The sequence below is a fragment of the Yoonia sp. genome, assembly GCF_036007805.1.
Taxonomy (GTDB): domain Bacteria; phylum Pseudomonadota; class Alphaproteobacteria; order Rhodobacterales; family Rhodobacteraceae; genus Yoonia.
The window spans coordinates 12,339-24,963 of sequence record NZ_DASYOK010000058.1; the positions used below are offsets into that span (position 1 = coordinate 12,339).

Annotated in this window: 12 protein-coding genes and 3 pseudogenes; 5 read left to right on the top strand and 10 right to left on the bottom strand. The window is 60.8% G+C overall.

Annotation, left to right across the window (positions count from 1 at the left end; genetic code table 11):
• Positions 1-86 precede the first annotated feature (86 nt).
• Both VGP75_RS03425 and VGP75_RS03430 read right to left on the bottom strand, forming a co-directional pair.
• On the bottom strand, positions 87-278 hold the full coding sequence (locus VGP75_RS03425; RefSeq protein ID WP_327542319.1) for a hypothetical protein: 192 nt from the start codon (positions 276-278) through the stop codon (positions 87-89).
• Between the two features lie 201 nt (positions 279-479).
• A complete protein-coding gene (locus tag VGP75_RS03430) occupies positions 480-842 on the bottom strand; it encodes an SHOCT domain-containing protein (protein WP_327542320.1) in 363 nt (120 codons plus the stop codon).
• A gap of 229 nt (positions 843-1,071) precedes the next feature.
• Between VGP75_RS03430 and VGP75_RS03435 the strand changes: the two genes are divergently transcribed.
• Both VGP75_RS03435 and VGP75_RS03440 read left to right on the top strand, forming a co-directional pair.
• Positions 1,072-1,458 carry a DUF302 domain-containing protein gene (locus VGP75_RS03435; protein ID WP_327542321.1) on the top strand — a complete coding sequence of 129 codons (387 nt, stop codon included), beginning with the start codon at positions 1,072-1,074 and terminating at the stop codon, positions 1,456-1,458.
• 117 nt (positions 1,459-1,575) lie between these two features.
• Positions 1,576-3,945 carry a heavy metal translocating P-type ATPase gene (locus VGP75_RS03440; protein ID WP_327542322.1) on the top strand — a complete coding sequence of 790 codons (2,370 nt, stop codon included), beginning with the start codon at positions 1,576-1,578 and terminating at the stop codon, positions 3,943-3,945.
• A 31-nt stretch (positions 3,946-3,976) separates the two neighbouring features.
• Here the strand turns inward: VGP75_RS03440 and VGP75_RS03445 are convergent, their stop codons facing one another.
• Positions 3,977-4,426 (bottom strand): cation transporting ATPase C-terminal domain-containing protein, encoded by a 450-nt coding sequence (locus VGP75_RS03445; protein ID WP_327542323.1) that lies wholly within the window; start codon positions 4,424-4,426, stop codon positions 3,977-3,979.
• Positions 4,427-4,661: 235 nt separating this feature from the next.
• Between VGP75_RS03445 and VGP75_RS03450 the strand changes: the two genes are divergently transcribed.
• Positions 4,662-5,318 carry a hypothetical protein gene (locus VGP75_RS03450; RefSeq protein WP_327542324.1) on the top strand — a complete coding sequence of 219 codons (657 nt, stop codon included), beginning with the start codon at positions 4,662-4,664 and terminating at the stop codon, positions 5,316-5,318.
• A 50-nt stretch (positions 5,319-5,368) separates the two neighbouring features.
• Here VGP75_RS03450 and VGP75_RS03455 read toward each other — a convergent pair whose 3' ends face one another.
• From VGP75_RS03455 to VGP75_RS03480, 6 genes and pseudogenes are all read right to left on the bottom strand, one after another.
• Positions 5,369-6,304, bottom strand: a complete 936-nt coding sequence (locus VGP75_RS03455; RefSeq protein WP_327542325.1) for a hypothetical protein — start codon at positions 6,302-6,304, stop codon at positions 5,369-5,371.
• Positions 6,305-7,192: 888 nt separating this feature from the next.
• Positions 7,193-7,693, bottom strand: coding sequence for an MFS transporter (locus VGP75_RS03460; RefSeq protein WP_327542326.1), 501 nt, complete (start codon positions 7,691-7,693; stop codon positions 7,193-7,195).
• A 169-nt stretch (positions 7,694-7,862) separates the two neighbouring features.
• A complete protein-coding gene (locus VGP75_RS03465) occupies positions 7,863-8,915 on the bottom strand; it encodes a permease (RefSeq protein ID WP_327542327.1) in 1,053 nt (350 codons plus the stop codon).
• A 55-nt stretch (positions 8,916-8,970) separates the two neighbouring features.
• On the bottom strand, positions 8,971-9,288 hold the full coding sequence (locus VGP75_RS03470) for an ArsR/SmtB family transcription factor (protein ID WP_327542328.1): 318 nt from the start codon (positions 9,286-9,288) through the stop codon (positions 8,971-8,973).
• 157 nt (positions 9,289-9,445) lie between these two features.
• A pseudogene (locus tag VGP75_RS03475) lies at positions 9,446-10,044 on the bottom strand (ATP-binding protein).
• Positions 10,038-10,310: pseudogene (locus tag VGP75_RS03480) on the bottom strand (IS21 family transposase); the annotation flags it as partial. The pseudogenes VGP75_RS03475 and VGP75_RS03480, both read right to left, overlap by 7 nt.
• A gap of 167 nt (positions 10,311-10,477) precedes the next feature.
• On the opposite strand from VGP75_RS03480, the pseudogene VGP75_RS03485 reads away from it, so the two are divergent.
• Together VGP75_RS03485 and VGP75_RS03490 are read left to right on the top strand one after the other, a co-directional pair.
• Positions 10,478-11,014 (top strand): annotated as a pseudogene (locus VGP75_RS03485) (TraB/TrbI/VirB10 family type IV secretion system protein).
• A gap of 8 nt (positions 11,015-11,022) precedes the next feature.
• Positions 11,023-11,289 carry a DUF2274 domain-containing protein gene (locus VGP75_RS03490; RefSeq protein WP_327542329.1) on the top strand — a complete coding sequence of 89 codons (267 nt, stop codon included), beginning with the start codon at positions 11,023-11,025 and terminating at the stop codon, positions 11,287-11,289.
• A gap of 557 nt (positions 11,290-11,846) precedes the next feature.
• Here the strand turns inward: VGP75_RS03490 and VGP75_RS03495 are convergent.
• Positions 11,847-12,506, bottom strand: coding sequence for a TetR/AcrR family transcriptional regulator (locus tag VGP75_RS03495; protein WP_327542330.1), 660 nt, complete (start codon positions 12,504-12,506; stop codon positions 11,847-11,849).
• Positions 12,507-12,625: the final 119 nt, after the last annotated feature.

A 12,625-nucleotide genomic window follows, 5' to 3' on the forward strand; every position in this document is an offset into this window, starting at 1 on the left:
GGGCCCATTTGACCTTCTCGTGGGCACGACATGCCAGCTCAAAACGCGGTGATTAGACGCTCCGTGAGGGCTCAAGGGTATCCCAGCTATTTGTCTTTTTCATCGGATTTGGTGACCCGGGTTTTGCCAGCGGGGCGTTCGTTGGCCCGCTTCAGTTCATCCTGCGTGCCGATGTCACGCGGCAAACGCCCACCTGAGCGCCCTGCCTGAGATATGGTGCCTTTGGCACCAAGGCCGTGGTCGGCGCCGTCGGACTTTGGGGTTTTATCGCGGGTCATGGTTTAACCTCCAGTTGTTTGGGTACGGGAATGTCTGCACTTACCGAAAACCGAAAAAGCCGAGAATGAACACGACAATGACCACGAGGCCGACGATGTATATGATCCGATTCATTATATCCCTATCCGTTCTGAGAATGGCCAATAGCGACCTGCATCGCCAAGCTTGGCACATCGGAGTTCCTGCCAGATTGACATGCGTCAGTCCGCCAGCAATTTCTTGCGCTCTCCAAACTCCTGCGTGTCGATTTCACCCTTTGCGTAGCGCTCCTTGAGCAACATCAGCGCCCGATCATGTGCAGGCCCGCCACTGCCAGCCACGCCGAACAATCGCAGGACGTAGATGGCACCAACAACGATCCCGACCAGGATCAGGATCATGAAGATCGGACCAAGGACCATTCCGAACCCTCCCCATTGATCACCACCCCACATCATATCATGCCCGTGATAGGAGGGTGCATCACGGTTGGGCATCTCACCGACTTGCGCCAAGGCCATGTTCGCCGTCAGTGCGGCTGTCGTAGCCAAGGTCGCCGAACGTGCTGCAATCCTGTGTCTCATATGACATCTCCATGAATATAGAGCCAAAAGACGCTCTGCCTTCATCAAATCGGAAATGACCGGAACGCACACTGATCTGCATCACCCTGTGTGCTGCAATCAGGGATAACATGGCGGCGATGCAAAGAACTCCGAAGCGTGGGGCTTGTGCCCGATACGGCTGCCCGGACACGCGCCTCGGTAGGGGCGAGACCATGCGGCCCAAAATCTCTGAGGAAAGGATGGCGCAATGAGCTATACGATCAACCGCACCTTCAAGGGGGTATCCTTCAAAGACATTGATGCCCGAACACGCACAGCGCTGGCCGACAATGGCTTTGGCGTTCTGACCGAGATCGACGTGCAAGCGACGATGAAGAAGAAGCTCGATGTCGAGATGCGGCCCTACCGGATCCTCGGTGCCTGCAACCCGAAGATGGCCTATGAAGCCATTGGGATCGAGCCGCGCGTCGGTGCCATGTTGCCCTGCAATGTGATCCTGCGCGAGGTAGATGGCGGGGTCGAGGTCAGCGCGATCGACCCGGTGGCCTCGATGCAGGCGATCGAAAACGCTGAACTGACGGCCGTGGCGGGCCAGGTGCGCAATCTGCTAGCCAAGGCCGTCGCTGCGATCTGAACTGCTTATGAACGGCGTCACATAGCCCTGCCCCCTCAAACAAAGGGAGGGTGCGGGCGAGTCGTGACACCGCATCACGCTGCTATTGCCGGCTCAATCCAACTCGAGGAGCGTTTCATGTCTCTTACCCGTAAAGAAACTGACCACCCAAACACGGGCGATGACCATCCTTCGGGGTCACGGGGCGAGCCGCGGGCCGGGTCTACGGACATTGACCCTGTCTGCGGCATGACCGTGACCTTGACGCCCGACACAAGGACCGAGAAGCTTGATGGTAATGTTATCCATTTCTGCTCAGAGAAATGTCGAACGAAATTCAAGGCCGATCCGTCATCATATGCTTCTGGTGACCGTGGAGGTCTGCACAAGGCAGCCCAAGGCAACGCGCAATACACCTGCCCGATGCACCCCGAGATCATCCGCGATGCGCCGGGCGCCCGCCCGATCTGTGGCATGGCGCTGGAACCGATGGAGCCAACGGACGGGCCAAACCACGAGCTGGTGGACTTCACCCGCCGCATGTGGATCTCGGTGGCGGCGGCTGTCCCGCTGATCGTGCTGACTATGGGGCCGATGGTGGGGTTGCCCGTGCGCGACTGGCTCGGACATCAGGTGGCTGGCTATCTTGAGTTCGCGCTGGCGACGCCAGTCGTCCTTTGGGCCGCACTGCCGTTTTTCCAACGTGGATGGGCGTCAATCATCAACCGGTCGTCGAACATGTGGACGCTGATCTCGCTCGGCGTGGCGGCGGCCTATATTTACTCGCTGTTCGCGGTTTTCCTGCCGGGCCTGTTCCCCGAACAATACCGGACGGGCGATGCCGTCGGCACCTATTTCGAGGCATCGGTCGTCATCGTGGCGCTGGTCTTTTTCGGCCAGGTGCTTGAACTGCAGGCGCGCGAACGCACAGGCGACGCCATCCGCGCGCTTCTTGATCTCGCGCCAAAGACCGCGCGGCGCATCGCGGCGGACGGCACCGAAAGCGACGTTCCGTTGGACTCTATCGTGGAGGGCGACCGGTTGCGTGTGCGGCCCGGCGATGCGGTCCCGGTCGATGGCGTGGTGATCGAGGGTCGGTCCAGCTTGGATGAAAGTATGCTGACCGGCGAGGCGATGCCGGTGGAAAAAGGTCCGGGCGATGCTGTAACGGGCGCCACGATCAACAAGAACGGCAGTCTTGTGATCGAGGCGGGCAAGGTCGGCGCCGATACCGTGCTGGCGCAGATTGTGGAAATGGTGTCGAATGCAAAGCGGTCACGTGCGCCGATTCAGGGGCTTGCAGACCGGGTATCAGCAGTTTTCGTGCCGACCGTGGTCGGTGTATCGATCCTTGCCTTCATCTCATGGATGATCTTCGGCCCCGAACCCGTGCTGGTCTTTGCCATGGCCGCTGCCGTGTCGGTGCTGATCGTCGCCTGCCCCTGCGCGCTTGGGCTGGCAACGCCGATCTCGATCACCACGGCGGCGGGGCGCGGGGCGCAGGCTGGCGTGCTGATCAAGGATGCCGAAGCACTGGAACGGATGGCGGGCGTCGATACGTTGATCGTCGACAAAACCGGCACGCTGACCATGGGCAAGCCGAAACTGACCGATCTTGTGGTGCTAGGGGATGTGGCAGAAGCCGAGCTGCTGTCATTGGCTGCGGCGCTGGAGCGCGGCTCGGAACACCCGCTTGCCGAAGCCATCGTAGAGAGCGCCGAAGCCGCAGATGCCAAGCGGCAGGAGGTAACGGATTTTGAGGCTTTCACCGGCAAAGGTGTACAGGGAACCATCGACGGACGCGCCGTTGCGCTTGGCAACACGGCGATGATGCAGAAGATGGGACTGGATACTGGCACGGCGGAGGAAAAGGCCGATGCGCTTCGCACCGAGGGCAAGACGGCGATGTTCATCGCGGTCGACGGGGCCATCGTTGGGATCGTGGCCGTGGCCGATCCGATCAAAGACAGCACCGCGCAGGCGATCAAGGAACTTCATGCTCTGGGCCTGCGCGTCATCATGGCGACCGGTGATAATGAACGCACGGCGCAGGCCGTGGCAGGCGAACTGGGCATCGATGAGGTGCGCGCAGGTGTCCTGCCGGAAGACAAAAAGACGCTGATCGACCAGTTGCGCCGCGAAGGTCACAAGATCGCAATGGCGGGCGACGGGGTGAACGACGCCCCTGCCCTGGCTGCGGCAGATGTCGGCATCGCCATGGGCACCGGGGCCGATGTGGCGATGGAAAGCGCAGGCATCACCCTGCTCGGCGGCGATCTGATGGGCATCGTGCGGGCACGCAAACTGGCCCGCGCCACCTTGCGCAACATCAAGCAGAACCTGTTCTTCGCCTTCGCCTATAATGCGCTTGGCGTGCCGATTGCTGCAGGTGTGTTGTACCCTGTCACCGGCCTGTTGCTCTCCCCGATGATTGCGGCGGCAGCGATGAGTCTGTCCTCCGTCTCGGTCATCACCAACGCGCTGAGGTTGCGGCGGGTTGGGCTCTAGCGGCTAAGGGAACAGACGGCAGAACAGTCGATCAAGCAGATTTCGCTTTCGCGGCCGCCGGTTCGTTCGCGCGCAAGACCATGCGCCAGAGCGGCTTGAGCGCTTCCAGCGCCAGCAAAACCCCGATCCCGGCCACAGGTGGCACGGCCAGCCATACGCCTTCCAGTACACCAAAACGAAACAGGTCACGCGCCGGTGCCCAGAAGAGTGTCACAGCGAGAAGCGCCGCGACAATCGGTAACACAACCGCCAGCGCCTTGTTCGGCGGCAGCAGCGCCGACAGGATAGAGTTGGAGTTCGATCGGTCGATCAGGATCAAGGCGACAACGCCCAGAACCAGCGTGGCAAAGGCAAGTCCGCGCACCTGATCGGGGTCAAGGCCATAGCCGGGCGCAAACCACGCGGGAGAGCCCGCCATACCAAGAACCATGCCGCCCTGCGACAGGCGCGACAGACGGTCTTCAAACCGCGCGTCGGACATGATCCGTTACCCTCTTCAATCGGTCGCTAGCTGCTGCCGTCTACGCGGAAACCGTGACCATCTCTGGCCCGAACCGTGGCACGTCACGTCCCTTCCTCACCCGCACGGGCCGGATTTTTTTTGTTGCACGAGGGCGGCAACCTGCGCTTCAATTGTTTGTGCAGTGCCGTGCCGACAAGGGCGCGGGTGATCTGCGGCTCAAGAAAAACTGTGTGTCCGGGGCGGAGGGTGCGAGGTGACCGAGCATATCTGGTATATCGAAGCGCTGCTTCTCGGCCAGTACAATCGCGGCTACGCGCCGGCGGACGATCCGGCGCTTTCGGAGCGGGAAAACAGGAACATCCGACTGAAAATCCTCTATCGAATGCGGCAGGGCGAACCGGTCGCGCCGGAGGAACTGCCCGAAACCTATGTGTACAACAAAGGCCATCCGGGGACGCGACTCGACATTCCGTTCTGGTGGTCCGCGTTCCTGCAGGTGCGCGAGGATATGGCGGAGGTGATGCGCCGCTTCGACCTGGGCCGGACGCTGCTGCACCCGATCACGGTGGAACTCGCCGGGGGCAAGGGCGAAGACAGGCGCTATCTCACCCTGGCAACAAGCAACATCCGGTCGACGATCGACCCCGACCACTCCGAAGGGATCCACTACGGGCAGAAGCGCCGCTCGGCCCTGATGTGCGAAGGCAAGGTTCATCCGAGGGTCCGGGCGTTCCGCACCGCCGTTGAGGGACCTGCCATCTGGACCGATCCGGGGGTTGCGGACACGCTTTTCGTGAACGACGCCCTGGCGCAGGCGCTTCTGGCCGAACCCTACGGGCGCGATCTGCGTCTCAAGCAAGTCCGGCTGGTTGATGAAAGGCGCGGCCTGCCGCACCCTGCGGGGCCCTAAAGCCGATCCGCTGCCCCGCCACAACCTACCAGGATGGATTGCGGCGGAAGTCAGACCTTGCCGCCCCTAGCCCGCTCATGGTTGCGCGCCGCTCGGAAGAGGCTCAACGCCGTGTCCCACGCGCACAGGTGCGAGACGGGTTGCGCCCCCGTCGGCAGCGGGTCGGGGACCTTCCAATCCATGAGCAGATGCGCCGCGCAGGACTGGAACGGATAGATCTGCTCGGCCAGAATCGTCCCCGTCCCCGCTCGGGGGCTTTCGGGATCTTCGCCGGCGCCGGCCTCTGCCATAAGTTCGATGCTGCCGAGCTCGTTCAGGCCCGACAGGATCGTGCGGTGCATCCATGACAGCGCAGCGCGCGCCTCGTCATCGAGCGCGGCGAAAGGCGGCGGCGTGTCGATCAGGATGCCGCGATCGCGCGCGACGGCGTAGGGCAGGAAGAACCAGAGGCGCTCGCCCGACCGCCACGCCCCGCTCCGCAAGTCGTCAGCGCCTGTGTCGTAGGCCGCCGCAAGGCCCGGGTCGGGGTGAAGGCGCGCGAGGGCCTGGCTGACGTCCTCGCGCGGGTTCACGCGTGGCTTCGGCCGCGCCAGCGCTGCCTTCCAGGCCGCGTGATCCCGCGCGATCCAACCCAGATTTTCGGGGTTCCTGGCGAGGAGTTCCGCGATCTTCTCGGGCGGCAAGACATAGGGCGAGGCGATGCTGACGAGGATGCGCTTGCCGTCATGGTCGAGGTCACCGGGATCGGCCACGCCCTTTTCGTCCAGCAGTTGCAGGATCTGGTGATGCACGCGGACCCGTATCCGGTCGGCATCCGAAAGGGAAGGAAAGATGCGGCGCGTGGCGTGGCGAGGGATCGGGCTATCCATCCCGGGCGGATGCGCCACGCGCCTGCAATCAGCCGCGAAGGCGCGCGCCTCGTCCCACCAAGGGGGATTTTCGGGCCGCCCCCCGCCGCGGCGGCCGTTTCTCCAGAACATGCCCATACTGTCGGAACCTTTTGCAACACGTCTGCACAGCACAAAAAACATACGAAATTCGTCATCGGTGCGGCCTCACGATGGCGAATTCAAGACACGCTACCCGCTATCGGTAACAGGGTACCATGGCGAGGACAGGCTTGCGCCTCCCCACGGGTCGCATTCCCTGAACCAGCCCGCAATGAACGCGCCGCCACACGATATCACGCGATCGAAACGTGAACATGTACTGCACACAACGCCCGACAACCCATTGAAATCCCATCCAGATCGCCACCTTCCATCATCGGGGCAATAGATAATCGCGCGGCCTGAGTGGCTGAGGTGTTGGGCATTCAGCGTTCTCCTACGGCCCGCGATCCGGTTTCCGCGTCCATATTGTAAACATAATGCAGGTGAACTGGGGCAGTCCAACCCCGAGAGAGTAAAGACGTGCGAACGGCAGAGATTGGGTGGTCCTGTGATTGAGACCGCCTACCCTACCGCTAAAATCCCTCGCAAGGGAATGCTGGGGAGAACTCCAACAAGTCGTTCAATCCCGTGTGCTCTACACGCGTACAAGAACCCCCGACTTATTGCTGCAAGATCGGTTTCGCCCCGATCCCCCATGGGTCCAGAACAAAAAGGCAGCCTCAGTGGATGCGTTGTCAAGCATCCTTAGGCGTTTCCGAAATCGAACTGGGCTGGCGTATCGTTGGTCCGAAAACCGCAAAAGCGCGGCATAGTTGTTGGCGAGGGTCGCTAGGCCTGCCATCTCGGTGGCGGCAAAGGTCTTGGTCCTTGTCATGCGAGGGGCTTGAGCTCATGGAGCGTTTAGTAAGCCGACGCATGCTCGTTGGAACAGGATTTGCAACCTTCGTTGTTGGCGGTGTAGCAGCGCAGCCTGTCTTTCGCCTAGATCCAACACCGGTGTTTCTCGACAACGATGCTGCGGTTATTGACGGCCTGCGCCGCGCTTCGTGGCGCGACTTGCGCAGGGCCGACGAGAGCGCCCGCCACGATGGCGACAGCCGTGCTGGCCTCGGCGGCTTGCGGCAGCTCCGGCAAATGGGCGGCCATGGCGGTACAGTCGAACAAGGTCACCGCGAATACGAAGGCGAGCAACCAGAGCGCCAGGCGCGACGGCGGTGGTCCGTCCTTCACTGGTATGCTCGACACTGCAACCGTCTTGGTGCCCTTCGGCAGCCAGCCGTTCAGCGGCGGGGCCACTGCAAAATGGATCCATGCCCAGCCAAGGCACGCCTCGCGCCAGTCCCACGTCGCCAGCAGCACCCCGCGCCAACCAATCCGGTCGATCCGCGACCCGGACCATGGGCCGCGCATCGCCGAGACCACCAACGCCATGGAGAACGCACCGAAAACCCCGACCGGCGACATGCCGAGGTCTTCGGCCATAGGCACTGCCGGAACTGCCGGGATGGCGTAGCTGGAAGCCCAACTGACAGTGAGGGACGAGCCGAGCGCGGCGACTACAGGTGCGCGCCGCGCCGGAGACAGTCTGGGGATCAAGGTGGGGGCTTCGATCAAGGAGAGGCGGCGAAACAAGGCGTCTCGCCGCTGGTGTTCATGCCATCTGCGTCCAGAGCTGGAATAGCAGCCCAGACGCAAAGGCCCCGGTCAGTGACAGGCCGATGTACAGCGCAAAGACCTGCGGTTTCGCCAGCGCCCAGACCGCCATGGCTGCCGGGATCGAAGTCACCCCACCCGCAACAAGGAAGGCCATGCCGGCCCCTGGCGCCATGCCCTGCTCGATCAGCCCGCCCACCAGCGGCAGCGCCGCGTAGCCGTTCAGATAGGCGGGCACGCCCACAAGCGTCGCGGTCATGATGGGCAGCAGCCCTTCGCCGCCAAGCGCCGCAGTCACCGTCTCCGCAGGAATCCAGGCCAGCATCAGGCTTTCGAGGATGAAGGCCAGCGTTAGCCACTTTGCGAGGAACAGCGTCGTGCTCAGCGCCGTCTTGCCAAACTTCGCGCGGCGGTCAGGCTCGGTCCAGAAGCGCCATGCCACCGGCTTGGGTGCGCGGATCTTGGCCCCACCGCAACCGCCATTGCCGATGCCGTCGCGCAGCGGATCAGCGAAGGCGCCACCCTTCATCATCAGATGCACCACCGTCCCGCCAAAGACTCCCAGCCCGAGTGCGGCCAGCGTCTTGGACACCGCGAACTCGAGGTCCAGAACCCCCGCCGTCAACACGAACATAGAGGGGTCCATAATCGGCGATGCGAGCCAGAATGCCATGACGGCAGACAGCGGTACGCCCATCGCAAGCAGCGCCGCGATCAGAGGGATCACCCCGCAGGAGCAGAAAGGCGAAATGCCTCCCGCCAGCGCGCCCAGCCCGATCATCAAGAGCGGTGCTCCGGTGAAGGCCTTGGCGATAAGGTTGTCGGCGCCAGTCGCATTAGCCCAGGCGGCGATCGCGATTGACAGGATCAGGAAGGGCGCCGTGTTCAGGAGTGCGGCGCCCGCGAAGAGCGCAGAGTCCGCGGCCTGGGGAGTGTCGAACAGCGCCAGCGCCGCAAGGATCAGCACTGAGGCCAGCCAGACCCGCTGGTCTTGCCACACATGGCGCAGCGTGGACCGGAGGCCCGGTGCCGGAAGGGTTGAATCAGTCATCACCAAATCTCCAGAATTACAGTTGTTTCAAGGCGAAAAAAAGACGGCGCAAACATCATGCTGCATCCTCCGAGGGTCGAACCGTGACGCCAGAACAGCATTCGGACGTCAGAAAACCCACTACGCGATTCATCGCCGGAAAGTCGACGCGGTTGAACACCTCGCGGCCCTGCTTGTCCTGCAGCACCAGACCAGCATCGACGAGCACCGAAAGATGATGCGCCAGCGTCGAAGGTGCGAGGCCCAGATGCTCACCGATGTCGCCCACCCGCAGCCCGTCATCGCCAGCCTTCACCAAAAGGCGAAAGATCGACAGGCGGGCATCGTGGCCGAGGGCGGCAAGGGCGCGAGCATTGGGGCTTGTTGTCGTCATGACACAAAAATAACTATATTACTAGTTTTGTAAAGTATATTTTTCGGCGGACCTGAAAATGCATGTCGCAGGGATGCCCCGCGCTGTTGAATGTCACCGAGAACTGACCCGGTATTGTCACCGAGATTTGACCAGCTCAGTCGTTATGCTTTGTTCGTCATGATGTGGTCAATGCCGGTGTCTCCTTTCGTTTCTGTTTTGCAATCTCGAAGCTGGCTTTGAAGCGATAGCTGTCGTTGCCAGTCTCCAGGATGTGGCAGCGGTGGGTAAGCCGCCCGAGGTGCTGAACGGCAGGTATCCAAGTTCATCAAGGAACACGAGGTCAGTCTTGACCAGCGTCTCAGCGATTTTTCCAACCTTGCCTATGGATTTTCCCTGCTCCAACGCATTGACCAACTCGACTGTTGAGAAGAAGCGCACGCGTTTGCGGTGATGTTCGATGGCCTGAACGCCGAAGGCGGTCGCAACATGCGATTTCCCAGTGCCGGGCCCGCGGATCAAGACCACGTTCTCAGCTGCGTCCATGAACTCACATCGGTGCAGTTGGCACACGAGGGCTTCGTTGATCTCGCTGGCAACGAAGTCAAAACCAGAGAGATCCTTGTAAGCCGGGAAGCGCGCCGCCTTCATGTGGTAAGCTATTGAACGCACCTCTCGTTCAGCCATTTCCGCCTTGAGCAATTTTGAGAGCATCGGGACGGCTGCATCGAATGCAGGTGCCCCCTGTTCGATCAGATCGCCGACAGCTTCCGCCATGCCCGCACAAAGGCTGCCACGCGTTCATCTGATCCATCAAAACCAAGTTGCACCAGATCCGAATGCATCTGCTTGGCCGTGCGTCGCTCCTTGCGCGACTTTCACTGATCGGTCAGAAGCCAGCCCGACAGTTTCTCGGCAAATGGATCCAGCTTGCTTGGCTGCGTGGGCGTTCGGAAATTGGGCTCAAAGATGTCAGCCCGCAGGTACTTCCTGATGGTGTTGCGAGACAGCCCAGTCCGCCGTGAAATCTCGCGAATGGGCATCTTGTCCCTCAAAGTCCATCGTCGGATTACGCGCAAAAATCACATGTCGATCACTTCAATAACCCCCGCCAAATCCCGTCAGGGGCACGGTTGCACATGGGTGGGTTCTCAGTGACATTCAACAGCCGAGGCCCTTGGTCAACGCCCGCGTGGTTCGCAACATTCTGATGGTGGACCGGCTCTTTGCCGCCCTCATCTCAGGCATTCGCTCTGACCTTCCCGGCCAAGTCGTCGCTCAAGTGACCCAAGACATCTATGACAGCCGGTCAGGCCGATATCTCCTGCTACTGCAAGGTGCCCAGCTTATCGGCGAATAGGACAATGGCGGCGGCGGCTGACAACGCCGGATCCTGCTTGTATGGACGCGGATCATCTTGTCCAATGGTGATTGCATCGTCTTGGAGCGGCACCCCGGAGCGGATAGCACAGGTTATTCAGGGCTCGAGGACGGTATCGGCAACCATTGGGGAGGTGTATTGAGGGCGGCCGTCCTCTCGACCCTGCGATACATCGGCGCCGAGCCGGTGGCAGACGATGACGACCCTGTCGCCCGTGCAATCCGCGACGGCGCCCGGGACACAATCGGCGCTGCTGGCCGCAAGATTGTCGGCCGTCAGATAGATGTGCCACCCACCCTGACGATCCGTTCAGGATTTCCGGTGCGCGTGATCGGGACCTGCGACCTGATCCTCGATCTGCAATGAGGCCTCTGATGACGAAATTGAAACTGGGTGCGTTGTCAGACGATGAACCGGTGAAGGTGACAGTAGAACTGCCAGCGCCCGTAGATCGCGAACTGATTGCCTATGCAAAGACGCTAGAGCGAGAAACCGGCCAAACCATCCAGGACCCCGCAAAATTGATTGCACAGATGGTCGATGGCTTCATGGCAACGGGTCGCGGTTTTGCAAAGCTGAGGCGTCCATATTCAGGACCTTGCCGAATACCTGGACAAAAGGAGGGCCATCGCTGTGTCTGAAGCCAACCCTCTTGGAGGACGCTACAACTGCTGAGTTCCACAATTTATGTACCGCTTGGCGACCCACAGAGTGGTCTGAAAACCTGCAGAAAACGAAAGACAGACCTGCTGCGTTTCTGTCGAAATTACACGTTCCGCATCATTCTTCAAAACCAGCAACTGGACTGCGCGACGTGCTTGAAAGCCTGAGCTGGTTGATCACGAGGTTGTAATAAATTCACTAATCGACAGTATCTCCCATTGTTGTCCGTCCCATGAGACGCCCCGATTTTTGCGTCAATCACACCATCATCACCCACAACGACATAACTTAATGAATTCATAACGATAAATTAAACGACCTGTCTAATCCATCATAGAGGCAACGGAAAGTGGCGCTGCCGCAGTGGCTGCGTTGTTGGGCATTCTACGCTTTCCCCGGGCGTGCCCTCTACCGGAGCGGACCCGTTGTGCATAGATTAATCATACAGCGACTGGCCTACCGTCGCGACTTGTGCGACGAAAGGCATACGGCGGCGTATGGGCAATGTCAGATGCATACCAGCGTTCAGACCTTTCTATCTCGGTAGAGCAGCACCGTCTCGAGACGCGGCAAGGATCGCGCGGCCAATGCCCATAAGATAGTCCCAATCGTTGATCTCGGCGCTGGCGACCTTGTGCTTCATGTCGATGGTCAGGAACGAATGACCGTGGACAAAGGACCAAAGCATATACGCGCGGCGCTGAACATCTGGATCGCCGGGAGGCAAGCCAAGGCAAGCGGCAACAGCCTGCACGACCACGCCAAAGCAGCCTTCACCCTTGGCCAACAGGTCAGGGGCGTTCTCGTGCCCTTCCGTCAGACCAAAGACCAGCCGGAATACCCCCGGTTCTGTCTTGGCGAAAGCGACATAGGCCAGCCCGACTGCCGCAACGGCTTCGAGCGAACCATATGGATGATGTGCGGCACCCTCTTCCATGGCAGCGCGCAAACGATCCATGGCTTCACTGACGACGCCGCGCAAAATCTCGTGCCGATCCTTGAAGTGCTTGTAGGGCGCGGCGGAACTGACACCTGCGCGGCGTGCGGCCTCTGCGACGGAAAAACCATCTGGGCCGTGCGTCTCGACCAGTTCCCGCACAGCCGCGATCAGTTGGGCGCGCAGGTCACCGTGATGATAGGCGGCTTTGGGCGTCACGGCTGCCGTGGCCAGTGGTGCGGACGGATCGTTCGACATAATGATTGGGCCTTCCGGTAAAGTGAATGACGTTCACTTTTTGCGTGACGGAAGTTGGCACCTCTCACCTGTTTTTACAAGTGCAGGCTCCACACGAATGCCACTTGCCAAAGTGAGTG

What these genes read in the sequence shown, in the direction of transcription:
- VGP75_RS03425 (WP_327542319.1), bottom strand. Translation starts at nt 278, where the DNA reads ATGACCCGCGATAAAACCCCAAAGTCCGACGGCGCCGACCACGGCCTT.
- VGP75_RS03430 (WP_327542320.1), bottom strand. Translation starts at nt 842, where the DNA reads ATGAGACACAGGATTGCAGCACGTTCGGCGACCTTGGCTACGACAGCC.
- VGP75_RS03435 (WP_327542321.1), top strand. Translation starts at nt 1,072, where the DNA reads ATGAGCTATACGATCAACCGCACCTTCAAGGGGGTATCCTTCAAAGAC.
- VGP75_RS03440 (WP_327542322.1), top strand. Translation starts at nt 1,576, where the DNA reads ATGTCTCTTACCCGTAAAGAAACTGACCACCCAAACACGGGCGATGAC.
- VGP75_RS03445 (WP_327542323.1), bottom strand. Translation starts at nt 4,426, where the DNA reads ATGTCCGACGCGCGGTTTGAAGACCGTCTGTCGCGCCTGTCGCAGGGC.
- VGP75_RS03455 (WP_327542325.1), bottom strand. Translation starts at nt 6,304, where the DNA reads ATGGGCATGTTCTGGAGAAACGGCCGCCGCGGCGGGGGGCGGCCCGAA.
- VGP75_RS03460 (WP_327542326.1), bottom strand. Translation starts at nt 7,693, where the DNA reads ATGGCCGAAGACCTCGGCATGTCGCCGGTCGGGGTTTTCGGTGCGTTC.
- VGP75_RS03465 (WP_327542327.1), bottom strand. Translation starts at nt 8,915, where the DNA reads ATGACTGATTCAACCCTTCCGGCACCGGGCCTCCGGTCCACGCTGCGC.
- VGP75_RS03470 (WP_327542328.1), bottom strand. Translation starts at nt 9,288, where the DNA reads ATGACGACAACAAGCCCCAATGCTCGCGCCCTTGCCGCCCTCGGCCAC.
- VGP75_RS03490 (WP_327542329.1), top strand. Translation starts at nt 11,023, where the DNA reads ATGACGAAATTGAAACTGGGTGCGTTGTCAGACGATGAACCGGTGAAG.
- VGP75_RS03495 (WP_327542330.1), bottom strand. Translation starts at nt 12,506, where the DNA reads ATGTCGAACGATCCGTCCGCACCACTGGCCACGGCAGCCGTGACGCCC.